Origin of the sequence: Mitsuaria chitosanitabida ATCC BAA-476 = NBRC 102408, assembly GCF_001598255.1 — a bacterium.
GTDB classification, from domain to species: domain Bacteria; phylum Pseudomonadota; class Gammaproteobacteria; order Burkholderiales; family Burkholderiaceae_C; genus Roseateles; species Roseateles chitosanitabidus.
The window spans coordinates 472,796-495,369 of the sequence record NZ_BCYP01000018.1 but is presented as its reverse complement, the minus strand read 5'-3'; the positions used below and the strand labels follow the sequence as shown (position 1 = coordinate 495,369).

Sequence of the window (22,574 nt, the reverse complement as noted above, 5' to 3'; positions counted from 1 at the left end):
CCTCCTCGATCCAACGATCCCGATCCGATAGGACCTTTCCCATGAAAGCAGTGATTCTGGCCGGTGGCCTGGGCACCCGACTCAGCGAAGAGACCTCCACCCGCCCGAAGCCGATGGTCGAGATCGGCGGCAAGCCCATCCTCTGGCACATCCTGAAGATGTACTCGCAGCACGGCGTGAACGACTTCGTGATCTGCTGCGGCTACAAGGGCTACGTGATCAAGGAGTACTTCGCCAACTACTTCCTGCACATGTCCGACGTCACCTTCGACATGCGCAGCAACCGGATGGAAGTCCATCACAAGCGCGCAGAGCCCTGGAACGTCACGCTGGTGGACACGGGTGACGACTCGATGACCGGTGGCCGACTCCTGCGCGTGGCGGACTATGTGCGCAATGACGAGGCTTTCTGCTTCACGTACGGCGACGGGGTCAGCGACGTCAACATCGGCGCCGCGATCGAGTTCCACAAGAGCCACGGCAAGGCCGCCACGCTGACCGCGACCTACCCCCCGGGCCGTTTCGGCGCGCTGGACATCCAGGGCAACCAGATCAAGCAGTTCATGGAGAAGCCCAAGGGCGACGGCGCCATGATCAACGGAGGCTTCTTCGTGCTGTCGCCGCGCGTACTGGACTACCTCGAGAACGACGCCACGGTCTGGGAACAGCAACCGCTGCAACGCCTGGCTGCCGACGGCGAGCTCATGGCCTGGGAGCACGACGGCTTCTGGCAGCCGATGGACACCCTGCGCGACAAGACGTTCCTGGAGGAGCTGTGGGCCTCCGGCAAGGCACCGTGGAAGAGCTGGAAATGAGCAGCCTCGCGCAGACCAATCCCGCCTTCTGGCAGGGCAAGCGCGTCCTGCTGACCGGTCACACCGGTTTCAAGGGCAGCTGGCTCAGCCTGTGGCTGCAGTCCATGGGCGCGACGCTGCGCGGCGTCTCGCTGGCACCGCCGACGGAGCCCGCGCTCTTCGACGTCGCCCGCGTGGCCGAGGGCATGGAGCACTGCATCGCCGACATCCGCGACTTCGCGGCGGTCAAGGCGGCCTTCGACGACTTCCAGCCCGAGATCGTCATCCACATGGCGGCCCAGCCGCTGGTGCGCCTGTCCTATCACCAGCCGATTGAAACCTACGCCACGAACGTGATGGGCACGGTGCACGTGCTCGAGGCCGCGCGCCACACGGGCTCGGTCAAGGCCATCGTGAACATCACGACGGACAAGTGCTACGAGAACCGCGAGTGGGTCTGGGGCTATCGCGAGGACGAGCCCATGGGCGGTCACGACCCTTACTCCAACAGCAAGGGTTGCGCCGAGCTGGTGAGCTCGGCCTACCGCAAGTCCTTCCTCAAGGACGCGGGCATCGCGATGGCCACGGCCCGCGCCGGCAACGTCATCGGCGGCGGCGACTGGGCCCTGGACCGGCTGCTGCCGGACATCCTGCGCGCGTTGCAGGAGAAGCAACCCGTGCTGATCCGCAACCCGCATGCGATCCGTCCGTGGCAGCACGTGCTGGAGCCGCTGTCGGGCTATCTGCTGCTGGCCGAGCGTCTCTATGCGCAAGGCCAGACCGACGCCGAGGGCTGGAACTTCGGTCCCCGCGACGAGGACGCCCGTCCCGTGCAGTGGATCGTCGAGCACCTGTGCGACGCCTGGGGCGACGGCGCTTCCTGGACCCTGCAGCCGGGCAATCACCCGCATGAAGCCAGCTTCCTGAAGCTGGACATCTCCAAGGCGCGCCAGCGCCTGCAATGGGCCCCGCGCTGGTCGCTCGAGACCGCGCTGACCCGCATCACCGATTGGCATCAAGCCTGGCTGTCCGGCCAGGACATGCGCGCCGTCTGTCTGAATCAAATCTCTCAATACCGAGCCGACGTATGACCACTCCCATCAATTTCCAGCCGCAGCTCGACAAGCTCCGCAGCCAGATCAGCGAGCTGGTCCAGCAGTACGCCGACATCGCGTACGCCCCCAAGGCCTTCGTGCCCGGCCAGACGCCCGTGCCCGTCTCGGGCAAGGTGATCGGCGCCGGTGAACTGAAGATGATGGTCGACGCCTCGCTGGACGGCTGGCTGACCACCGGTCGCTTCAACGCCATGTTCGAGCAACGCCTGGCGCAGTTCCTGGGCGTGAAGTACCTGATCACGGTGAACTCCGGCTCCTCGGCCAACCTGGTGGCGTTCTCGGCGCTGACCAGCCCGAAGCTGGGCGATCGCGCGATCAAGCAGGGGGACGAGGTCATCGGCGTCGCCGCCGGCTTCCCCACCACCGTGAACCCGATCGTCCAGTTCGGTGCCGTGCCGGTCTTCGTCGACGTCGACCTGGCCACGCACAACATCGACGCCAGCAAGATCGAGGCGGCGATCACGCCCAAGACCAAGGCCATCATGCTGGCCCACAGCCTGGGCAACCCGTTCAACCTGGACGTGGTCACGGCGCTGTGCAAGAAGTACAACCTGTGGCTGGTCGAGGACTGCTGCGACGCGCTGGGCGCCACGTACAACGGCCAGCTGGTCGGCACCTTCGGCGACATCGGCACCCTGAGCTTCTACCCCGCCCACCACATCACCATGGGCGAAGGCGGCGCGGTGTTCACCAACAACGCCGAGCTGAAGCTGATCGCCGAATCCTTCCGTGACTGGGGCCGTGACTGCTACTGCCCGCCCGGCAAGGACAACACCTGCGACAAGCGTTTCTGCTGGACCAAGGAGCAGCTGGGCGGCGACCTGCCGGACGGTTACGACCACAAGTACACGTACAGCCACCTGGGCTACAACCTGAAGATCTCCGACATGCAGGCCGCCTGCGCGCTGGCGCAGATGGACCGCGTCGAGGAGTTCATTGCCAAACGTCGCGCCAACTTCGCCTACCTGAAGGCCAAGCTGGCCAGCGTGGCCGAGTTCCTGCACCTGCCAGAAGCCACGCCCAACAGCGAGCCGTCGTGGTTCGGCTTCCCGCTGATCGTGAAGGAGACGGCCGGCGTCAAGCGCGCGGACCTGATCAACTTCCTGGAAGAGAACAAGATCGGCACGCGCCTGCTGTTCGCCGGCAACCTGACGAAGCAGCCCTACATGGCCGGCCGCAACTACCGCGTCAGCGGCGAGCTGACCAACACCGACGTCGTGATGAACCAGACCTTCTGGCTGGGCACCTTCCCGGCGCTGGGCCAGGAGCAGCTGGACTACATCGCCGGCAAGCTGGAAGAGTTCTTCGGCGTGAATTTCTGAGCGTCGCCCGCGCGACCTTCGAGACCCCAGACATCCAAGAGAGACAAGTGAGGACAACGATGGACATCGACTACAGCGTTTTCGCCAGCCTGAAGGGCGAGTTCGAAGCCGAGGGCCTGACCCGTGTCGACGTGGCCGCCGAGGCCCTGTTCGCGGCGCGTCAAGGCAAGGACTACCTGGTCAAGATCAGTGGCGCCGAAGCGAAGAGCGACGTCTTCTACCTGGCCGACATCGGCATCACGTCGCTGGTCTGCCCGATGGTGGAGACCGCCTTCGCGATGGAGAAGTACATGGAGATGCTGCCCCAGGGCGCGTTCGAGCATGTGGGCGTGACCATCGAGACGATCACCGCGGTGGCCAACATCGACGCCATCCTGGCCGAGGGCAAGTCGCTCTCCGAGGTCACCATCGGCCGCACCGACCTGACCGCCTCGTACAAGGGCGACAGCGTCGAGTCGGACCGCACCGTGGGCATGGTCAAGACGGTGGCGCGCGCCGCCAAGGCCAAGGGCCTGAAGGTCACGATGGGTGGCAGCGTCAGCAAGCACACGCGCGAGCTGCTGCAGACGGACGCCGAGCTGCGCGGCCTGCTCGACTACGTCGAGACCCGCAAGGCCGTGATGCCGGTGGAGCGCTTCCTGGAGGAGTCCGCGCTGACGCACGCGCTGAAGCTCGAGGAAGTGCTACTGCGCCGCCGGGCGCGCGAGTCCGAGCGCACCCTGCCGGCCGTCAACGCGCGTCTGGCCGCGCTCACCAAGAGGGCCTGAGCCATGAAGCCGCTGATCCTGCTCGACTTCGACGGCGTGCTGTTCAACAGCGCTTACGAGGCTTACCAGGTGTGCGAGCACCTGGCCAAGGGTGACGACCGCTATCGCCACGGACTGTCCTTCGACGAGTTCATGAGCTTCCGCGCCCAGCTGACGGATGCGTGGCAGTTCTGCCGCCTGTATCAGAAGGACCGCATCCTCCGCGACATCACCAAGCTGCACGAGGTCGAGCCGGACGCGGACGACTGGCGCTTCTCGGAAGGCTTCTTCGCCGCGCGCGCCGAGATGATCAAGGACCCGGACTGGGCCAAGCTGATGTCGCCCTACCCGTTCTTCTATCAGCTGCGTCCGCTGCTGATGAAGTACCCGCAGACCTTCAAGATCCTGTCCACCCGCAACAAGGCGTCGATCCAGCGCACGCTGGAGTTCTTCGAGGCCGACGGCATCGAGATCTACGGTCAGGAAGAGATCCGCGAGCACGGCTCCAAGCTGGGCGTGGCCAAGCACAAGCGCTGGCTGGAGAACGGCGACTACGTCGTCTACATCGACGACATGAACTCCCACCTGGAGCCTTTCGAGACCGAGGTGGACCTGTGCATCCACGCGGGCTGGGGCTACGACGTCGCCCACGTGGACAGCTACACGCAGGGCCAGGCCTTCCAGATCATCGGCGGCTTCCTGAAGCTCGCGCACGAGTGAGCGGCACGGCGGGTCCGGTCACGAGCCGCGCCCGCCCGCTTCCCTGAACGACAACCCAAGAGATCCCTCATGAAATACAGCGACCAGATCGGCGAGTGGCTGCGCGACCTCGGCTACACGCATTACTTCTATGTCGGCGGCGGCAACATCATGCATCTCACCGAGAGCCTGAGCCGCTACCTCACCGGCGTGCCGGTGGTGCATGAAGTGGCGGCCGGCATCGGCGCCGAGTATTTCAATGAGATCGCCGAACCGGGTCAGCGCGCGCTGGCGCTGGTCACCACCGGCCCGGGCCTGACCAACGTCGTCACCGCCGTCTCCGGCGCCTGGCTGGAAAGCCGCGAGCTGCTGGTGATCGGCGGTCAGGTCAAGGTCAGCGACCTGGCCTCCGACGGCCTGCGCGGCCGCGGCATCCAGGAGATCAACGGCGTCGAGCTGCTGTCCTCCACGACCAAGGCCTCGGTGCAGTTGCGCGAGCCGGTCGACGCGAAGGCCTTCAAGGACATCGTGTCGCAGTCCTGGCTTCCGCGTAAGGGCCCGGTGTTCATCGAGATGCCCTTGAACGTGCAGGCGGCAACCGTCGAGCCCGAGCCGATCGGCGTGGCGACCAAGCCAGCGCTGCCCATCGCCGCCGAGGCCGACGTGTCCGATGTCGTCGCACGCTACAACGCCGCGAAGAAGCCGGTCCTGCTGATCGGCGGCGGTGTGAGCTACGAGGTCGCACAGCGCCTGCAGCAGCGCCTGACCGAGGCCCGCGTGCCCGTCATGACCACGTACAACGGCGCGGACCGCGTCGACGGCTACGCGGACAACTACCTGGGCCGCCCCAACACCTGGGGTCAGCGCAGCAGCAACATCCTGATCCAGCAATCGGATCTGATCATCGCCGTGGGCACCCGCCTGGGCATGCAGCAGACCGGTTTCAACTGGCAGGAGTTCGGTCGTGACGCCCACATCGTCCAGGTCGACATCGACCCGGCCGAGCTGCGCAAGGGTCACCCGCGCATCGACCAGGGCCTGTGCGTGGATGCCGACGACTTCATCTCCCGCTTCGTGACCGCCGACCTGAAGCCGCATGACGCCTGGCTGGACTACGCCCGCAAGGTGCGCGCCGCGGTGCCGCGCGTCGAGGCGGTCAACCAGACCGGCGCCGACTACCTGTCGCCCTACGACTTCATCGTCACGCTGGAAACGCTGACGAAGTCCGACGATCTGGTGATCCCCTGCTCCAGCGGCAGCGCGTTCACCCTGTCGATGCAGCTGTACAAGCAGCGCTTCGGACAGCGCATGCTGACCAACAAGTCGCTGGCCTCGATGGGCTATGGCCTGTCGGGCGCCATCGGTGCCTGCGTCGCAGCGGACAACGAGCGCCGCACCATCCTGATCGAGGGCGACGGCGGCTTCGCGCAAAACATGCAGGAAGTCGGCACGGCGGAGATCAACGGACTCAACCTGAAGATGTTCATCTTCCACGATCAGGGTCACGCCTCGATCCGGATGACGCAGATCAACTACTTCAAGGGCAAGTACCTCGGCTGCGACCGCAAGTCCGGCCTGGGCTTGCCCAACTGGGACAAGCTGTTCCCGGCCTGGAACGTGCCCGTGGTGCACGTCAACCGCGGCTTCGAGAACGACCCGGTCTTCCTGAAACATTTCAACAACCCGGGCCTGTGCGCCTTCGTCGTGCACATCGATCCGGAGCAGACCTACTTCCCGAAGATCTCCAGCCGCATCACCGAGAGCGGGTCGATGGAGTCCAACCCGATCGACCGCATGACCCCCGAGATCGACTATCTCGAGGGCCTGTCGTTCGACGGCAAGGCCTGACCCTCACGGCAGACACGGCACACGCGATGCATCTGTTCGTCACCGGGGGAACCGGCTTCTTCGGCAAGGCGCTGCTGCGGCACTGGTCCGCGGGCGGCGCGCCGGAACTCGCCGGCGCCCGCTTCACGCTGCTGTCGCGGGACCCCGCGCGCTTCCGCTCGGCGCATGGCGACCTGCTGGCCGGCCTGGACGTGCGCCTCGTCGCCGGCGACATCCAGCGCCCGGAGACGCTGCCCAAAGGCGACTACACGCATGTGCTGCATGCCGCGACGGACTCGACCACGGGCCTGTCGCTGACGCCGCTGCAGCGCTTCAACCAGATCGTCGACGGCACGCGTCACGTGCTGGACCTGGCGCTGCGCTGCGGCAAGCCGCGCGTGCTGCTGACCAGCTCGGGCGGGGTGTACGGGAGCATCGCGCAGTTTCCGGAAGGCGTGCCGGAGGACCACCACGGCATGCCGGATCCGCTGGAACCGCAGAACGCCTACAGCGTGGCCAAGCGACAGGCGGAGCATCTTTGCGCGCTGTACCACGACGCCCATGGCCTCGAGACCGTGGTCGCCCGGTGCTTCGCCTTCGTCGGCGAGGATCTGCCGCTGGACGCGCATTTCGCGATCGGCAACTTCATCCGCGACGCGCTGGCCGGTCGCGACATCGTGATCCAGGGGGACGGCACGCCGGTGCGCTCCTACCTGGATCAGCGGGACCTGGCGCGCTGGCTGTCGACGCTGCTGCTGAGCGGCCGGGCGCAACGCGCCTACAACGTGGGGTCCGGCGAAGCCGTCTCCATCGCGGAGCTCGCGGCCAAGGTCGCGGCGCTCGCACCGGGGCGCAGGCCGGAGGTGCGGGTGATGAAGCAGGCCGAGGCCGGTCAGTCGGCGCGTCGCAACTTCTACCTGCCGGATGTCCGCCGGGCACGCGACGAGCTGGGGCTGCGCGTGGAGGTGGATCTGGCGGCGGCGATCCGCGACGTGTTCCGAGCCAAGGTCGACAGCGGCTTGGACGGCCGTACCGGAGAAAACACATGAGCGATGCAAACAGCACCGCTGCACCGCGTATTGGCGTTCTTGCCAGGCTGGGCCTTGACTTCCACATCCTGGCGACGCTCCTCTTCCGTGGCTGGTCAATCCTCGCCGGGGGCGCCACCGCGCTTCTCATCCCCACTTTTCTCAGTCCGTCCCAACAGGGCTACTACTACACGTTCAACGCGGTACTCGCCACGCAGATCTTCTTCGAGCTTGGTCTCAATCACGTGTTGACCCAACTCACGAGCCACGCCGCCGCGCACCTGCGTCGCGTGTCCGACACCCATCTGGACGGAGACATCCGCTGGCAAAGGGCGGTCGTCTCCCTGCTATCGCTGTCGACGAAGTGGAATGCCGTGATGGCAAGTCTGTTCTTCATCGCACTGCTCGCAGGCGGCAGCCTGTTCTTCTCCCACAAAGGTTCTCTGCCGACCTCCCAGTGGTTGACCACCTGGGTGGTGCTCATCGCGGCCACGGCGCTCAATCTCGCCATGAGCGCGCGCCTGGCGATCTGCGAGGGGCTGGGCGAGGTCGGCCAGGTCGCGCGTCTACGCCTGCGCCAGTCCGTTGCCGGCTATGCCATGCTCTGGCTGCTGTTGCTGAGCGGCCAGGGCCTCTGGGCAGCCGCCGCGGTGCCGCTGGTGTCGGCGGCCGGCACGGCTTGGTGGCTTTCCCGCCAACCCCTCCTGCGTGGGCTACGCGAGCGCGTGTCGACGCCCGCCGACGATCGACCGGCGGGAGGCTACACCTACGGGCGCGACGTATTCCCGCTCCAATGGCGCATCGCGCTGAGTTGGGCGAGTGGCTACTTCATCTTCAATTTCCTGACACCGGTCGTGTTCGCGCATCAAGGCGAGGTCGCCGCAGGACGCCTGGGTTTGGGCCTGACCATCTTCTCGGCGATCTCGACTGTGGGGATCAGCTGGATCTCGGCCAAGATCCCGACCTTCTCCGCGCACATTGCTCGCCGGGAACGCGCCGAGCTGAATGCACTGTTTGACCGCCAGGCACTTCGTTCCGTCGGTGCGACGACCTTCTGCGTGGTCCTGTTCGTCGGCCTCGCGCAAGTCGCGGGTCATTTCGTGCCGAAGATCCTCGACCGACTGCCCCCCCTGCCGGCATTGCTGCTGCTCGCCGCCGTGACGGTCGTGAACTCGATCGTCTTCGCGATGGCGGCCTACATGCGGGCGCACAAGGAGGAGCCCTTGCTGGCCCAGTCCGTCGCCGCAGCCGTCCTCATCGGCGGCGGGGTCTATTGGATGGCGCACGTCAGCCTGACGGCGACCGTCGCGGCTTACGCCGCAGTTTCCTTGTTCGTCGCGCTTCCTTGGTGCGCGCTCATCTTTTCCCGATATCGCCAGAGAACCGAATGACGAGCCGCCCGCTGCTTTCCGTCTGTATCCCGACATTCAACCGAGAAGGATTTCTGCGTGAATGCCTGGAGTCCATTCAGGCTGCAGGTCTTGACGACCAGTTCGAGGTTGTCGTCAGCGACAACGCTTCTTCCGACGGCACGATCGGACTGCTCGAAGAGTTCCGTCACTGCCTCCCCTTGCGGTGGGTCGTGCAGGACACCAATATTGGACCGGACCGGAACTTCGATGCCGTCGTCGCGTTCGCGCAAGGCGAGTACTGCTGGCTGCTGGGGAGCGACGACGTCGTCGAACCCCACACGATCGAGCGCCTTCTGAGATCGCTCCGCGAGCGACGGAACGACATCCTGCATTTCGGCTACGTGCAGACCGACATCCTGCTGAATCGCCTGTATGCCGCGCATCCGCCGGCCGGTCAGGTCGACTCGACTCCCACTGCTCTGGAAAAGTACTTCGGCGACATGCCGAACATGAGCCTACTCTTCACGTTCATTTCTTCTTTCGCATTCCGGCGCACCATCTGGATGGACCGTCGTGATCGAGTGCTTGGCTGGGTCGGCACGTATTACATCCACATGCTCACGATGCATGCCGCCCTCGCGGAAGGAGCTTCCTTGGCGGCGACCGACGAGTGCCTCGTCCTTGCCCGCGGCGGCAATCCCAACGACTTCAATACCGTACCGGGGCGCTTCATCGCACTGGACGCCCAGACCATGCGGCGACTCATCACTGAGATCCACGGCGACACGGCATCCATGTGGAAAGCGATTGGCCGGACATTCCGTCGCTCCTATCCCATCAAGGCGTTGATCTACACGGCGGCCAACGGCGGGCTCCATCATCTGGAAGAGGTGAGGGGCATCTTGATCCGCCTTGGCTATCCAGTCATGTTGCTCGGCTCCTTGCGGCTTCTCGGCAAGCTGAATCTGCTGGGAATCGTCAAGGGCGCACTTGACCTGCGCCGAGCCGCGGTCACCAAACTCTCCACCAAGGTTCATTGACGTGAAGAAAGTTCTCATCGTCTTCGGCACCCGTCCCGAAGCCATCAAGATGGCGCCCGTGGTGCGCGCCCTGCGCAATCAATCGTGGCTCGAGACGAAGGTCTGTGTGACCGCCCAGCATCGTTCGATGCTTGATCAGGTGCTGTCGCTCTTCGACATCGTCCCTGACCACGATCTGAATCTGATGTCCACGTCGCAGACCTTGGACGGTATTTCCGCGCGAATCCTGGAAGCCCTCTCGCGCGTGCTCGACGAGGAACGCCCCGATCTCGTGCTGGTGCATGGCGACACCACCACCACTTCGATGGCTTCGCTCGCCTGTTTCTACAAGCGCATTCCTGTCGGCCATGTGGAGGCGGGCCTGCGCACGGGGAACTTGTGGTCGCCCTGGCCGGAGGAACTCAATCGGCGCATCACGGGTCTCGTCTCGCACCTGCACTTTGCCCCTACGCCGACCTCCGCAGCCAACCTGCAGGCGGAGAAGGTCGATCCGTCGACCGTCGAGATCACTGGCAACACGGTCATCGACGCACTCCTCCAGGTCACCGGTCGTCTCGCGAATGACGCGTCCCTGAGTGCCCCGCTGCACGAGCGCTTCTCCTTCCTCGACAGCGAACGCAAGCTGATCCTGGTGACAGGCCACCGCCGCGAGAACTTCGGCGACGGTATGCGCGAGATCTGCAACGCGCTGCTGGCGCTTTCGCGCCGCGGCGATGTCCAGGTGGTCTATGCCGTCCACCTGAATCCCAACGTCAAGGGGCCGGTCGAGGAGACACTCGGTGGACAGGCCAACATACACCTGATTCCGCCGCAGGATTACCTGTCCTTCGTCTACCTGATGACGCGCAGCCACATCATCCTCACGGACAGCGGCGGTATCCAGGAGGAGGCACCGTCCTTGGGCAAGCCAGTTCTGGTCATGCGCGACACGACCGAGCGGCCCGAGGCGGTCGCTGCGGGCACCGCGCGTCTCGTAGGAGCACACGCAGACAACATCGTGTCGGGCATTGCGGAGTTGCTTGACGCTCCGGGTGTCTACGACGCGATGGCCAATGCGAGCAATCCGTACGGAGATGGCCAGGCCGCCGCTCGCATTGCCGCCCGCATCGAACGGTTCATGAAAGAAGGTCGATGAGCGGCGATATCTGCGTCATTGCATCCTTCCCCTCCGAGGCCAATGCCAAGGATGGAATGATCCAGCGTGTCGCTCACATCGACAGCCTGATGTCCGACGTGCCTCGGACCTATCTGGATCTCTCGTTCACGCGTTTCAGAAACGGGGAGACTCGTCAGGAAGGCGCGGCGACCATTCATTGCCTCAACGTCATCCGTCATTTCTTCCGCATCCTGTCCATACTGAGGAACGCGCGACTCGTGTACGTGCATTCGGCCCATAACGCGCTGCGGCTGATGTTCTTCCGTACTCCGGCTACGGTGATTTTCGACGCCCACGGCATCGTCCCCGAGGAGATGATGGCGGAAGGTCGAGGCGCGGTGGCGCGGGTGATGTCCATCGCGGAGCGGTTCGCGCTGAGGCGTTGTGACGTGCTCGTGTGCGTGACGAGCTCGATGCTGGCCCACTTCAAGGGCAAGCATGGACAGAAGCGCGCACGAGAGGACATAGTGCTGCCAATCCTGCCGCATCTGGGCGATGACACCACCGCGGTTGCCGCCCTGATGGCGAAACGTCTGCCTGACTCGGTCATCTATGCCGGAGGCATGCAGTCCTGGCAGAACGTCGACAAGATGATCGCCGCTGCGGCGCGGCAGCCGCTGCTGTCCTACTCGTTCTTGACCGGTGACGTCGAGCGATTCAGCGCGCGATTGACGGGGAGCCAGATCCCTCGTTTCCAATGTCAATCCGTCGCGCCGGCGAAGGTCAAGGACTTCTATCTCACCCACCAGTACGGATTCGTTCTGCGTGAGGCTGACCTGGTCAATGCGGTCGCCTGCCCGACCAAGTTGGTGGAGTATCTGTACTGGGGCGTGATTCCGGTCGTCATCACGCCACGCATTGGTGACTTCGACAGCACCTCGCTCCAGGGCGTCACTCTTCGGCAGTTCGAGTCCGGCGAACTGCCTGATGCGTCGTCCGCTGATGCCATGCGTCGCCACAACCAGGCGACGGTTCTTTCTCTGGTCGCGTCGGCCCAGGACCATCAGGAGCGCCTGAAGCGAAAGCTGCGAGAAGCGGCGTGATCACAGGCTGCCCAGTACCCACTTATGACCACCACCGACTCCATCACCATCGTTGCCTGTTGCTATCGCATTCCCGCGGCGGAGGTGGTCCGACGGGTTCGTGAACTCGTGGGCGACGATCCCGCAATCGTAACTGGCTACGTCGTCTCCTCCCTGCACGAGCGCGAGTCGGACCTGGGGAACGGTTGGACGGCCCTCCCTTCGGACAACCTCGATTTCGATTTCTCCGCGTACCTCACGGGCGCTCACGCCGCGTTCAGATCTAGCGCCAGCTCGCAGGTGGTCATGTTCCTCAACGACACGTTGTTCACCGATCATGCGGCCACTGCGAACTTCCGGGCGGCGTGGCGCCAACGTGGCCTGATCCGGGATATCGAACTTCCAGCGATGGCCGGAAAGGCTGACGAATACACAACGATCTGCCTGCGGAATCCCTGGAGCGGCCTCGGCATCTATGTCACGAGCTTTTGTTTCGTCCTGAACGGTGCGGCACTCCAACTGATGCTTCGCCTTCGCGATCTCGCGGAGGAAGATGGCGTCACTCATGAGCATGATGTCGACTCGGCGTCATGGGGGGGGCGCCTGCCTGGCGCATTCCGGCAATTTCTCAAGGCGGCCCTGGTATATCCAAGCTCGCCCTACCTTTGGTATCGCCTGCGTAGCGGCAGTTATTCGACGGTGCAGTTGCGCAGCAAGGCGCGCAGCATCTATTTTGAGCATCGCCTTTCGGGTGCGATCGCCGAAAACGGCTGCTTGCTGCCCACGAATGCGGGCCCCCGCTGGGGCACCTACATCGCGATGAGCGAACGGCTGTTCCGCATACGTCGCCGGTTGGGACTGTGATCTACAAGGCTGCATCGATGGACGCCATCCACATGCTCGACACACGGGACCACTTTCGCACCCGCATGCTTTGGTTTGCCGCGGCCCTGTCCGCAGGCTGCGGCTACTCCTTGCTCGACTATGGTTTCACCGCTGATCCGGACTGTCTGACGCAGGCCTGCCTTTGGGCGATCTTGGCGTTGATGTCATTAATCGCGTCGAACGCGCGGACGTCCTATCGATTCCTTTTCTCCTGCGCCTTCTGGGTCACCGTCGAGTTCCTCTTCTACATCGTCCTCAAGGCATTCGCCGTCGCAGACGAGATTGAGCCCGAACCGCTCCAGATGGCACTTCTCGCCTCGCTGCTGTTCCTGGTGGGTTATCTCTTTGGTCAGTGGCTCTGGCCGGCTCGCCCCATCCTTCGCCTGCCGGCAACCAGCGGCGACAAGCGCCTTCCCGGCAGCCGTCGCCTGTACTGGTGGCTCGTACTGTCGTTCGTCGGGTTCAAGCTCCTGTTCTTTGTCATGCTGATGGCCGTTGGCGCGGGCGATACGGCACTCGACGTGTCTCAGGCCACGCAGAACCAGGGAGCGGCCTACCTCTTCAAGATTCCCACGCTGGCCCAAGCAAGCTACTTCCTGCTGCTGCTATTCGCATACAAACATGGCCTCTATCGCAGAACCGCGATCGCGATGACGCTGTGGATCTTCCTGGAGGGCGTGCTGGGCGCGGCTCGATACTCGCTCGTGACGACCATCCTGATCAATCTCCTGCTGTGCCATCTGTATGTCCGGCCGGTGCGGTTGATCTATCTACTGCTGATGGCTCCGCTTTTGGTTTTCCTCGTGACGTTCTTCGGCTATGTCCGGAACATCGAGCTTGCCAATGCGGAGGTCTATCTGGGTGCCTTGAACACATTCGTCGATGAGCGGGAGCTCATGTTCAAACTGTTCATGGGGCGCCTCGACATGCTGCCGCAGATGGCTGAGGCGTTTCAGCTCGACAAGGTCCACCAACTGAAGAACGAGGCTGGGATGTCGTATGTCTATTCGCTGCTGCATGCGGTGCCCCGCAATCTCTGGCCGGACAAACCACCTCTCACGGCGGCGTATGTCACCGAACAGGCAAATCCCTTCGTCTTTGCGGACGGCGTGAACATTTATCCATCGATCATGCTCGAGGGATACATGAACTTTCTTTGGCCGGGCGCCTTGCTCATTGGCGTCGTCATCGCCTGGATGTCCGATTTGTATGAACGCGCACTGCTGCGCGGCTCGCTTCGCGCCCAGGCGTTTGCGTTGCTCGCTTTCACCTTCCCGATGGGCCTGATCAATGAAGGCATCCACAGCAACATCTTCGCCTCTCTCATTTATCTCTTCGCCATCTATGCACTGTGGCTGATGGCGACACAAGCCATCCTTGGCCGCCGACATGTCGCGCGCCTAGCCCTTCCTTGAGACGACTCGCAGACGACATGTCGACGCTCTTCATCAACGGCAAATACCTCGCCCAACCAGTTACCGGCGTGCAACGCTACGCCATGCAGATTCTGGAGGCGCTGGATCTCTTGCTTGCCGAGGGCCAATGGCTCGCGAACGTGCCGCTCGTGCTGCTCGCACCGACACCGTGCCTCCAACCCTTGCCGAACTTTCGTCGTATTGAGGTCCGAAGCATCCCTGCGGGCAACCTGCATGTCTGGGAGCAACTTCGACTGCCAATCGCCGCCCGCGGGTCTTTGCTATTGAATCTCGCCGGCAGCGCGCCGCTCTTCAAGTTCGGGCAGGTCTGCACCTTCCACGACACCGCCGTCTTTGACTTCCCAACGGCCTACAGCGCCACCTTTTCCCGCTGGTATCGCTTCCTCTTTTCGGTTCAGGGAAAGCTCAGCCGCCGTTTGCTGACGGTATCGGAGTTCTCCAAGGCCCGCCTGTCGCTGCACCTCGGGGTCAAGCCAGAGAAAGTGGGAGTGGTTCACAGTGCGGCAGATCACATGCGTGTGCAGGACAGAGACGATCAGGTGCTGTCCAAACTCGGCGTGGCGCCGTCTCGCTATCTGCTCGCGGTTGGCAGCGCAAATCCAACCAAGAACTTCGCACGCTTGATTCAGGCATTCTCCGGTCTTCCCGATCCGGATGCGCGTCTGGTGGTTGTTGGCGGCAGCAATTCAGCTGTCTTCGCGGCAAACGACGACGCAGCCCGGAACGATGCGCGAATCGTTCGCGCTGGTCGTCTGACCGATGCCGAGCTCAAGTCGCTCTACTCGCAGGCGCGCGCCTACGTCTTTCCCTCGGTGTACGAAGGATTTGGCCTGCCGCCCATCGAGGCCATGCTCTGTGGCTGCCCGGTGATCGCTTCCACGGCCGCATCTATCCCTGAAGTCTGCGGTCCCGCTGCCGCCTACTTTGATCCACTCTCCTTGGACTCGATGCGAGAAGCCATGGCTCGGGCCCTGCGAGATGACGCCTGGCTCGACGAACTCCGCGAGGCTGGCCATGAGCGCGCGAAGCTCTACACCTGGCGGAGCGCGGCCACGGGACTGCTCCAGCAACTCGCCCTGCTTGGCGCGGTGCGTCCGGCCGCCTAACGCCGCCTCTGTCCTTCCGATGTTTTGGCCTCTTGGCCACCTTGAGTACAACAACGACATGCCGCCCACCCCGTTGCGCAGCCTTCAGCTGACGAAGTTCTATCCGCCCATCAACGGCGGTATCGAGACCGCAGTACGCGATATCGCGGACGGTCTTACCGCTCGCAACTGGCAAGTCGAGATTCTTTGCGCCAATGTCGTTCGTGAGACTGTCGTCGAATCGGGCACGATCCCCGTGACGAGGGTCGCTTCGTGGGGCCAGGTCGCGTCCACTTCGATGACCCCGTCGCTGATCCCCTGGTTGCGCCGACTTCAGCGCGACCACCAGGTCGTGCACGTCCATTTGCCGAATCCGATGGCGAATCTGGCCCTGTGGCTCACGCGCCCCGAGGCCAAGCTTGTCGTTCATTGGCACAGCGACATCGTCAAGCAGAAGAACCTGCTGAAGCTCTACGCGCCGCTTCAGAACTGGCTGCTGCATCGTGCCGACGCGATCATCGCGACCTCGCCCCCCTATGCGGAGACTTCGCCTTGGCTCCAAGCATTTCGCGACAAGGTCCACGCGGTTCCGCTGTGCGTGCAGGATGTGGGAAAGCAAGGCGATCCAGCCATACGACGAGAGCGGGCAGCATCCCTTCGCGCCAAGTATCCGGGCAAGAAGATCATCTTCGCGCTTGGGCGGATGACCTACTACAAGGGCTTTGACATTCTGATCGAGGCGGCATCATCGCTGAATGACGATGTCATCGTGCTGATCGGCGGGGGCGGCGAACTGCTGCCCAGCCTACGCGAGAAGGTCGTCGCTGCGGGGATTGGCGACCGTGTGCACCTGCTGGGTCGAGTGGAGGACGAGGACCTGCCGTCCTATTACGAAGCGGCCGACATCTTCTGCCTGCCCTCGCTGATGCGTTCCGAGGCCTTTGGTCTGGTTATGCTGGAGGCGATGTCGTTCGGTCGTCCCGTCGTGGCAACAGACATCGTCGGATCCGGCGTGCCGTGGGTCAATGTGGATGGGGAGACCGGCTTGAACGCCAAGCCTGGCGATGCCGCTTCGCTGGCCGCGGCGTTGCGCCGCGTGCTCGAAGACCCCGAGCTGGCCCGCCGTCTTGGAGAAGGTGGGCGCCGCCGCTACGAGAACCAATTTACGATCGAGAAGATGACCGACGCTCTGCTCGGTGTGTACGCTCATCTCGGTCTGTCGCAAGACCTCGGCGCCTGATCGCAAGGTTCCGGATCCCTTAGCCCCCCATCATGACCACCATCGACCGTTTCAAGCAATCCATCGCCAAGTCCATCGAAGTCAAGCAACAGCTGCTGGCCGATGAGGCGCTGATCCACGCCGTCGCTGCCGCGACCGACGCCATCGTGGCCGCAGTCAAGCGCGGGAACCGCGCCATCTTTGCGGGCAATGGGGGAAGCGCAGCCGACGCTCAGCACCTTGCCGCCGAATTCGTCAGCCGTTTCGAGTTCGACCGCCCGGGTCTCCCGGCGCTGTCGCTCTCCACCGATACGTCGATGATCACCGCCATCGGCAACGACTACGGTTACGAACGCCTGTTCCTGCGTCAGTTGCAGGCGCAAGCCCGGCCGGGCGACGTGTTCGTGGGCATCACCACCTCGGGCAAGTCGCCCAACGTGCTGCGTGCCTTCGAGGCCTGCAAGGAGCTTCAGGTCACCTCGATCGCGCTGTGCGGCCTTGGAGGTGATCTGGCCGGCGTGGATCACGTGCTGCGAGCTCCCAGCCGTCATACGCCACGGATCCAGGAATGTCACATCCTGCTCGGCCACATGATCTGCGCCGAGGTTGAACTGCAGATGTTCGGTCATCTCGCTCCCAATCAGGCATGAGTGTCCCCTGCGTCGTCTTGGCCGGAGGTCTCGGCACGCGCTTGCGCAGCGCTGTGCCCGACCTTCCGAAATGCCTGGCGCCAATCGCCGGCAGGCCGTTCCTCGAATGGCAGTTGCGCTCGCTCGCCGAGCGCGGCGTCCCGCGCTTTGTCCTGGCGCTGGGCCATGGCGCCGATCAGGTCCTGCGATCGCTGGCGCAACCCTGGGCACACGACCTGGTCATCGATACCGTGATCGAACGCGAGCTGCTCGGTACCGGGGGAGCCGCTCGCTTCGCGATGGAGGAAACCGGGCTGGACGACGCGCTGATCGCCAATGGCGACACCTTCCTCGGCGGCCCCCTCAACAGCATGCTGGCACCGCTGGATGTCGAGGGCGGCGAACGCATGCGCATCGCTACCGTCCAGGTGCCTGATCGCGGTCGTTTCGGCGGTGTCGCCGTCGATCCAACTCATCGAGTGACGGCCTTCCTCGAGAAAGGTCAGGCCGGCGCTGGACCGATCAACGCGGGGCTGTACCGTGTCCATCGGCTCGCCTTCGACGGCGAACCCGCCGGCGCCTTCTCCATGGAGACCAGCGTGATGCCGCGCCTGGTGGGCCAGCGCGCGCTCCAGGCGCGTGAGTTGGCGGGCCCGTTCATCGACATCGGCATCCCCGATGACTATCACCTCTTCGACACCCGCGTCCAAGACTATGTCCGGCAAGGCTAAGGCCGCCTTCATCGACCGCGACGGCGTCATCAACGAGGAGCGCAACTACGTCCACCGCATCGAGGACTTCGTCCTGTTGCCCGGGGTGGTCGAAGGTCTCGCGCTGCTCCGAGACGCGGGCTACAAGCTGGTGGTCGTGACCAACCAGGCAGGCATCGCGCGCGGCTACTACGACCAGACCGCCATGGAGCGGCTGCACGACCACCTGCGCGCGCGCTTGGCCGAGGGGGGCGTCGTTCTGGATGGCATCTATTTCTGCCCCCACCATCCACAGGGCAGCATCGCCGCCTTCGCCATCGAATGCGACTGCCGCAAGCCTGCTCCCGGCATGCTTCTACAGGCCGAGAGGGACCTCGACCTCGACCTGGCCGGCAGCGTGCTGATCGGCGACAAGCTGAGCGACATTCAGGCAGGTCGACGCGCTGGTGTGCATCGCACCGTCCTCGTCGAATCTGGCCATGCCATCGAAGCCTCCGCGCGCGCCGAGGCGGACCTGGTCGCATCGGACCTGCTCGCCGCTGCCCGGGCGCTCGCCCATTCCTGAGGAGTGGCGCGCGGCGCCCCCCATTTGCTCACATCGAATCGCACGAGGTGCCATGAATCAGATCTATCGCGCACGCGCCCCGCTCCGACTTGGCCTTGCTGGCGGCGGCACCGACGTCAGCCCCTTCAGCGAGGAACAAGGCGGCTTTGTCCTCAACGCCACCATTGACCTCTACGCCCAGGCCATCCTGGAGCCCAGAGACGATGGGCGAATCATCTTCGCCGCCGAGGATCGAGAGGAAACGGTTGAACTCGATTCAATGCCGGCGTTGCCCGATGTCGACCCGCTGCGCCTGCACCGCGGGATCTACAACCGCATCGTCCGGCAGTTCAACGGCGGCAAACCACTGTCCTTCAAGCTCACGACCTTCGCGGATGCCCCCGCCGGCTCCGGCCTCGGCACCTCGTCGACGATGGTCGTCTGCATCATCCAGGCGTTCTCCGAATGGCTGGGACTAGGGCTTGGCGAATATGAACTCGCGCACCTCGCCTACGAGATCGAGCGTGAGGAATTGAAGCTTGCTGGCGGCAAGCAGGACCAGTACGCGGCTGCATTCGGCGGATTCAACTTCATCGAGTTCGGGCCGGGTGCCGATCGCGTCCTCGTGAATCCGCTGCGCATCAAGGAATGGCTGCTCAACGAACTGGAGGCCTCGACCGTTCTGTTCTATACCGGCCAGTCTCGAGAATCCGCCAAGATCATCGAGCAGCAGATCGAGCGGACGAAAGCCAAGTCCTCGCCGTCGCTGACCGCGATGGCTGCGTTGAAGCAGGATGCGGTGTCGATGAAAGAGGCCATCTTGCGCGGCGACCTCGTGCGGTACGCGGCCATCCTGCGTCAGTCGTGGGAAGCCAAGAAGCAGCTGGCCGCCAGCGTCAGCAATCCCCAGCTCGATGCCATCTATGACGACGCCATCGACGCGGGAGCCCTGGCTGGAAAGATCTCGGGCGCTGGTGGTGGCGGCTTCTTCATGTTCTTCGTTCCGCCAGCCCGCCGGATGGCGGTACTGCGCCGACTTCGTCGGCACAACGGAGAAGTCATGAACTTCCATTTCACGGCCATTGGTGCCCAAAGCTGGATCCAGGCGGCCGTCTAGACAGGGCGTAGTGCGGCAAGTGCGTCCTCGCCTTGCCGCCCTCTTCCAGTCAGACCGATTCAGGCGTCCGATAGGCCTCCTTGAATCGAGTGCTGTGCGATCGAGTCTCGATCAGTTCCAGCACCGCGGGGTCATTGGCCTGCGCCTCGCGAGGCGCGAACAATGCCTTCTCGCGCGGGTCGCACCCCTCTGGGACGTCGGTCAAGTAGTAGACGGCGAGCGACTTGCGATAGACGTTCTCAGGCTGCGTCAGTGGCCGCGACAGGCCGTGCCAACTGTTCTGCGTGGTGTCGAAGAGCACCGCGCGGTTGAAGCGCGGAGCCACCTCCCGCTCCAGGTCGCGGGGGGCGCGATTGCCTGCATCATGCGACCAGAATCCGAGGTGGCCGCCATGTGCTTCGGTCATGTCCGACGAGAGGTAGATGATCAGGTTGAGCTTGCGCTGCAGCCGAACCTTGGGGTGGATCGAGTAATCCAGATGCGGGTTGAGGTTGCCCCCGGTACTGTGAATGTGCCAACCGCCCCCATGCAGTCCCTGGTCAGGGTAAAGATTGACATCAAGCGCATCCGCCATCGCCTTTGAAATGGCGTCCGATGTCAGTTCCTTGAAGACCCGATAGGTCAATGACGGGAACACATTCCAATCGTTGAGCGTCTTCTTGTCCTCGATGGCATTCTTGTAGAAGAACCACTTCTCGTGGTCGTAAGGCAGAAACTCGCTTTCGAGCGCCTTGGCCACATCGATCGGGAAAAAGTCGTCAATCACCACATGGCTGAAGGGCTTGCGCTGGTTGAAGTCCTTCAGGGCGGCTCGCAGCCGTGCGAAGTCGATCACAGTCATGTCTGAAGAGTTCCCTGCCTCTGAATATTTGTAAAGCGTGATTATCGCGTTTGCATCGCGTTCGAGTCCCGCCCGCGGTACTCCTCGCCCAGCAAGCTCGCCAGCAATTGACGCGCTTCGGTGTCCAGCCGGCCGCGTGGCACCGCGACACTGCGCTGCAGCCAAGTCGCCACGTCCCTCAGAGCCACTTCGTCATCCAGCTTTGCCAGCAGCAACCTGGACACCGTGGTCTGAAGCGTCTTGTCGCTGTCGCTCAGCAGCTCCTCATAAAGCTTCTCCCCCGGCCTCAACCCCGAGAACTCGATCCGGATATCGCGCAGGTCCTTCCCGCTCATCCGGATCATCGTCTTCGCCAGATCCACGATCTTCACCGGCTCGCCCATGTCGAGCACGAAGACCTGCCCCGACTCCCCGATCGCTCCCGCCTGAACCACCAGGCGCGCCGCTTCGGGAATCGTCATGAAGTAGCGCGTGATCTCCGGATGCGTCACCGTCACCGGCCCGCCCTTCGCGATCTGCTCCTTGAACTTCGGGATCACGCTCCCGCTCGACCCCAGCACGTTCCCGAACCGCACCGCCATGAACTTCGTCGCATGCCCCTGCCCGGCCATGTGACTGATCACCAGTTCCGCGGCCCGCTTCGTCGCGCCCATCACGTTCGTCGGATTCACCGCCTTGTCCGTCGAGATCAGCACGAAGCGCTCGACCCCGCTCTCCGCCGCCGCCAGGCACGCGTGATACGTCCCCAGCGTGTTGTTGCGCAGCGCCGCCCACGCGTTCTCCTCCTCCATCAGCGGCACATGCTTGTAGGCCGCCGCGTGGAACACGATCTGCGGCCGGTGCTTCGCGAAGGTGAACTTCAGGTGCTCCAGGTCCTTCACGTCCCCGATCAGCCGCACCAGCGGGATGTGCGGGAAGCTTTCCCCGAGCTCCTGCTCGATCCGGTACAGCGCGAACTCGCTCAGCTCGTACAGCACGATCCGCGACGGGCCGTAGCGCGCCACCTGCCGGCACAGCTCCGATCCGATCGAGCCGCCCGCCCCCGTGATCAGCACCACCTTGCCGCCGATGCACTCGCTGATGCCGCCTTCGTCCAGCTGCACCGGCTCACGGCCCAGCAGGTCCTCCGGCTCGATGTCGCGCACCTGATTCACCGCGCGACCCGCCAGCAGCTCCTGGCTGCTCGGCACGGTCAGCACGGCCAGGCCCGTCTTGCCCGCGAGGTCCAACGCGCGGCGGCGCTCCGCCGTCGTCGCGCCCGGCATCGCCACGATCACGTGCGTGATGCCCTGCGTGTCCGCCTGGCGCGATGCGTCCTCCAGCGTCCCGATCACCGGCACGCCGGCCACGCGCGCGCCGCGCTTCTCCGGTGCGTCGTCCAGGTAGCCGACCACCACCCAGCCCTGTTGATGCTGGATGCCCGCCACCAGCAGCCGGCCCGCGTCGCCCGCGCCCATCACCAGCGCGCGTCGCTGCTCCTGCGCGCTGCCGCTGATGCGGCTGCGCATGTGCTCGTAGAGCATGCGGTAGCCCATGCGCATGGTCGCGAGCGCCATCAGCGTGAACACCGGATGCAGCGCCAGCACCGCCCGCGGCACCGCCGTCAGCTGCGCCATCAGCACCGCCACCGCGCCGATCAGGCCGGCGATCACGCACACGGCCGCCAGCCGCTTCACCTCGCCGAAGCCGCTGAAACGCCACATGCCCTTGGGCACGCGGAACAGCTTGAGCAGCACGCCGTACAGCGCCACGATGCCCAGCATCACCCAGTGGTCGTAACCAGGCCGGGCCTCGAACCAGCGCTCGAAGCCCAGGCGGAACAGATAGGTCGCCTGCCACGCCAGCGCCACCGCCACCATGTCCAGCGCGAGCGCCAGGCTCTCGCGGTACGGACGGATCCGCGTCAGGAAGGCATCCAGGGACAACCAGTTCATCGTGTCTTTCTCTTTCCCCATCGCGCTTGCTCGTCGTGCTCGCTCGGTTCGCCTTGATCGCCGAAATCGCCCG

21 protein-coding genes are annotated in these 22,574 nt (G+C 64.1%); 19 read left to right on the top strand and 2 right to left on the bottom strand.

Features of this window, described 5'->3' with window-relative positions:
• Positions 1–41 precede the first annotated feature (41 nt).
• From rfbF to MCHT01_RS12930, 19 genes are all read left to right on the top strand, one after another.
• On the top strand, positions 42–815 hold the full coding sequence (gene rfbF / locus MCHT01_RS13020) for a glucose-1-phosphate cytidylyltransferase (RefSeq protein WP_067065727.1): 774 nt from the start codon (positions 42–44) through the stop codon (positions 813–815).
• Positions 812–1,885, top strand: coding sequence for a CDP-glucose 4,6-dehydratase (gene rfbG / locus MCHT01_RS13015; RefSeq protein WP_067065726.1), 1,074 nt, complete (start codon positions 812–814; stop codon positions 1,883–1,885). The genes rfbF and rfbG overlap by 4 nt, the downstream gene beginning before the upstream one ends.
• The gene (rfbH, locus tag MCHT01_RS13010) at positions 1,882–3,231 is read left to right on the top strand and encodes a lipopolysaccharide biosynthesis protein RfbH (RefSeq protein WP_067065725.1); all 1,350 of its coding nucleotides are present in this window, start codon (positions 1,882–1,884) and stop codon (positions 3,229–3,231) included. Before rfbG ends, rfbH begins: the two co-directional genes overlap by 4 nt.
• Before the next feature lie 59 nt (positions 3,232–3,290).
• On the top strand, positions 3,291–3,998 hold the full coding sequence (locus tag MCHT01_RS13005; protein WP_067065724.1) for an aldolase/citrate lyase family protein: 708 nt from the start codon (positions 3,291–3,293) through the stop codon (positions 3,996–3,998).
• A gap of 3 nt (positions 3,999–4,001) precedes the next feature.
• Positions 4,002–4,697, top strand: a complete 696-nt coding sequence (locus MCHT01_RS13000) for a hypothetical protein (RefSeq protein ID WP_067065723.1) — start codon at positions 4,002–4,004, stop codon at positions 4,695–4,697.
• A gap of 69 nt (positions 4,698–4,766) precedes the next feature.
• Positions 4,767–6,524 carry a thiamine pyrophosphate-binding protein gene (locus MCHT01_RS12995; RefSeq protein ID WP_067065722.1) on the top strand — a complete coding sequence of 586 codons (1,758 nt, stop codon included), beginning with the start codon at positions 4,767–4,769 and terminating at the stop codon, positions 6,522–6,524.
• Between the two features lie 26 nt (positions 6,525–6,550).
• Complete coding sequence (locus tag MCHT01_RS12990; RefSeq protein WP_067065721.1) at positions 6,551–7,552, top strand: NAD-dependent epimerase/dehydratase family protein; 1,002 nt, start codon at positions 6,551–6,553, stop codon at positions 7,550–7,552.
• Entirely contained in the window at positions 7,549–8,922 is a 1,374-nt protein-coding gene (locus tag MCHT01_RS12985; RefSeq protein ID WP_067065720.1) for a polysaccharide biosynthesis protein, read from the top strand. The genes MCHT01_RS12990 and MCHT01_RS12985 overlap by 4 nt, the downstream gene beginning before the upstream one ends.
• Entirely contained in the window at positions 8,919–9,923 is a 1,005-nt protein-coding gene (locus tag MCHT01_RS12980) for a glycosyltransferase family 2 protein (RefSeq protein ID WP_067065719.1), read from the top strand. The genes MCHT01_RS12985 and MCHT01_RS12980 overlap by 4 nt, the downstream gene beginning before the upstream one ends.
• Position 9,924: 1 nt before the next feature.
• A complete protein-coding gene (gene wecB / locus MCHT01_RS12975) occupies positions 9,925–11,058 on the top strand; it encodes a non-hydrolyzing UDP-N-acetylglucosamine 2-epimerase (RefSeq protein ID WP_067065718.1) in 1,134 nt (377 codons plus the stop codon).
• Positions 11,055–12,122, top strand: coding sequence for a glycosyltransferase family protein (locus MCHT01_RS12970; RefSeq protein WP_067065717.1), 1,068 nt, complete (start codon positions 11,055–11,057; stop codon positions 12,120–12,122). The genes wecB and MCHT01_RS12970 overlap by 4 nt, the downstream gene beginning before the upstream one ends.
• Positions 12,123–12,146: 24 nt before the next feature.
• The gene (locus MCHT01_RS12965; protein ID WP_067065716.1) at positions 12,147–12,965 is read left to right on the top strand and encodes a hypothetical protein; all 819 of its coding nucleotides are present in this window, start codon (positions 12,147–12,149) and stop codon (positions 12,963–12,965) included.
• A gap of 17 nt (positions 12,966–12,982) precedes the next feature.
• Positions 12,983–14,401: an oligosaccharide repeat unit polymerase gene (locus MCHT01_RS12960; RefSeq protein ID WP_067065715.1), complete on the top strand. Its 1,419-nt coding sequence runs from the start codon at positions 12,983–12,985 to the stop codon at positions 14,399–14,401.
• Positions 14,402–14,418: 17 nt separating this feature from the next.
• The gene (locus MCHT01_RS12955) at positions 14,419–15,528 is read left to right on the top strand and encodes a glycosyltransferase family 4 protein (RefSeq protein WP_067065714.1); all 1,110 of its coding nucleotides are present in this window, start codon (positions 14,419–14,421) and stop codon (positions 15,526–15,528) included.
• Positions 15,529–15,586: 58 nt separating this feature from the next.
• The gene (locus MCHT01_RS12950; protein WP_067065713.1) at positions 15,587–16,747 is read left to right on the top strand and encodes a glycosyltransferase; all 1,161 of its coding nucleotides are present in this window, start codon (positions 15,587–15,589) and stop codon (positions 16,745–16,747) included.
• Between the two features lie 32 nt (positions 16,748–16,779).
• Positions 16,780–17,376 carry a D-sedoheptulose-7-phosphate isomerase gene (locus tag MCHT01_RS12945; protein WP_067065712.1) on the top strand — a complete coding sequence of 199 codons (597 nt, stop codon included), beginning with the start codon at positions 16,780–16,782 and terminating at the stop codon, positions 17,374–17,376.
• Positions 17,373–18,086 carry a nucleotidyltransferase family protein gene (locus tag MCHT01_RS12940; RefSeq protein WP_084452501.1) on the top strand — a complete coding sequence of 238 codons (714 nt, stop codon included), beginning with the start codon at positions 17,373–17,375 and terminating at the stop codon, positions 18,084–18,086. Before MCHT01_RS12945 ends, MCHT01_RS12940 begins: the two co-directional genes overlap by 4 nt.
• Positions 18,070–18,630 carry a D-glycero-beta-D-manno-heptose 1,7-bisphosphate 7-phosphatase gene (gene gmhB, locus MCHT01_RS12935; RefSeq protein WP_067065710.1) on the top strand — a complete coding sequence of 187 codons (561 nt, stop codon included), beginning with the start codon at positions 18,070–18,072 and terminating at the stop codon, positions 18,628–18,630. Before MCHT01_RS12940 ends, gmhB begins: the two co-directional genes overlap by 17 nt.
• A 52-nt stretch (positions 18,631–18,682) precedes the next feature.
• Positions 18,683–19,726 carry a GHMP family kinase ATP-binding protein gene (locus MCHT01_RS12930; protein ID WP_067065709.1) on the top strand — a complete coding sequence of 348 codons (1,044 nt, stop codon included), beginning with the start codon at positions 18,683–18,685 and terminating at the stop codon, positions 19,724–19,726.
• Positions 19,727–19,775: 49 nt separating this feature from the next.
• On the opposite strand, the gene MCHT01_RS12925 is transcribed toward MCHT01_RS12930, so the two are convergent.
• Both MCHT01_RS12925 and MCHT01_RS12920 read right to left on the bottom strand, forming a co-directional pair.
• Complete coding sequence (locus tag MCHT01_RS12925; RefSeq protein WP_067065708.1) at positions 19,776–20,567, bottom strand: 2OG-Fe(II) oxygenase; 792 nt, start codon at positions 20,565–20,567, stop codon at positions 19,776–19,778.
• A 41-nt stretch (positions 20,568–20,608) separates the two neighbouring features.
• On the bottom strand, positions 20,609–22,501 hold the full coding sequence (locus MCHT01_RS12920; RefSeq protein ID WP_067065707.1) for a polysaccharide biosynthesis protein: 1,893 nt from the start codon (positions 22,499–22,501) through the stop codon (positions 20,609–20,611).
• Positions 22,502–22,574: the final 73 nt, after the last annotated feature.

Coding starts and splice junctions, on each gene's coding strand:
- rfbF (WP_067065727.1), top strand. CDS start 42: ATGAAAGCAGTGATTCTGGCCGGTGGCCTGGGCACCCGACTCAGCGAA.
- rfbG (WP_067065726.1), top strand. CDS start 812: ATGAGCAGCCTCGCGCAGACCAATCCCGCCTTCTGGCAGGGCAAGCGC.
- rfbH (WP_067065725.1), top strand. CDS start 1,882: ATGACCACTCCCATCAATTTCCAGCCGCAGCTCGACAAGCTCCGCAGC.
- MCHT01_RS13005 (WP_067065724.1), top strand. CDS start 3,291: ATGGACATCGACTACAGCGTTTTCGCCAGCCTGAAGGGCGAGTTCGAA.
- MCHT01_RS13000 (WP_067065723.1), top strand. CDS start 4,002: ATGAAGCCGCTGATCCTGCTCGACTTCGACGGCGTGCTGTTCAACAGC.
- MCHT01_RS12995 (WP_067065722.1), top strand. CDS start 4,767: ATGAAATACAGCGACCAGATCGGCGAGTGGCTGCGCGACCTCGGCTAC.
- MCHT01_RS12990 (WP_067065721.1), top strand. CDS start 6,551: ATGCATCTGTTCGTCACCGGGGGAACCGGCTTCTTCGGCAAGGCGCTG.
- MCHT01_RS12985 (WP_067065720.1), top strand. CDS start 7,549: ATGAGCGATGCAAACAGCACCGCTGCACCGCGTATTGGCGTTCTTGCC.
- MCHT01_RS12980 (WP_067065719.1), top strand. CDS start 8,919: ATGACGAGCCGCCCGCTGCTTTCCGTCTGTATCCCGACATTCAACCGA.
- MCHT01_RS12970 (WP_067065717.1), top strand. CDS start 11,055: ATGAGCGGCGATATCTGCGTCATTGCATCCTTCCCCTCCGAGGCCAAT.
- MCHT01_RS12965 (WP_067065716.1), top strand. CDS start 12,147: ATGACCACCACCGACTCCATCACCATCGTTGCCTGTTGCTATCGCATT.
- MCHT01_RS12960 (WP_067065715.1), top strand. CDS start 12,983: ATGGACGCCATCCACATGCTCGACACACGGGACCACTTTCGCACCCGC.
- MCHT01_RS12955 (WP_067065714.1), top strand. CDS start 14,419: ATGTCGACGCTCTTCATCAACGGCAAATACCTCGCCCAACCAGTTACC.
- MCHT01_RS12950 (WP_067065713.1), top strand. CDS start 15,587: ATGCCGCCCACCCCGTTGCGCAGCCTTCAGCTGACGAAGTTCTATCCG.
- MCHT01_RS12945 (WP_067065712.1), top strand. CDS start 16,780: ATGACCACCATCGACCGTTTCAAGCAATCCATCGCCAAGTCCATCGAA.
- MCHT01_RS12940 (WP_084452501.1), top strand. CDS start 17,373: ATGAGTGTCCCCTGCGTCGTCTTGGCCGGAGGTCTCGGCACGCGCTTG.
- gmhB (WP_067065710.1), top strand. CDS start 18,070: ATGTCCGGCAAGGCTAAGGCCGCCTTCATCGACCGCGACGGCGTCATC.
- MCHT01_RS12930 (WP_067065709.1), top strand. CDS start 18,683: ATGAATCAGATCTATCGCGCACGCGCCCCGCTCCGACTTGGCCTTGCT.
- MCHT01_RS12925 (WP_067065708.1), bottom strand. CDS start 20,567: ATGACTGTGATCGACTTCGCACGGCTGCGAGCCGCCCTGAAGGACTTC.
- MCHT01_RS12920 (WP_067065707.1), bottom strand. CDS start 22,501: ATGAACTGGTTGTCCCTGGATGCCTTCCTGACGCGGATCCGTCCGTAC.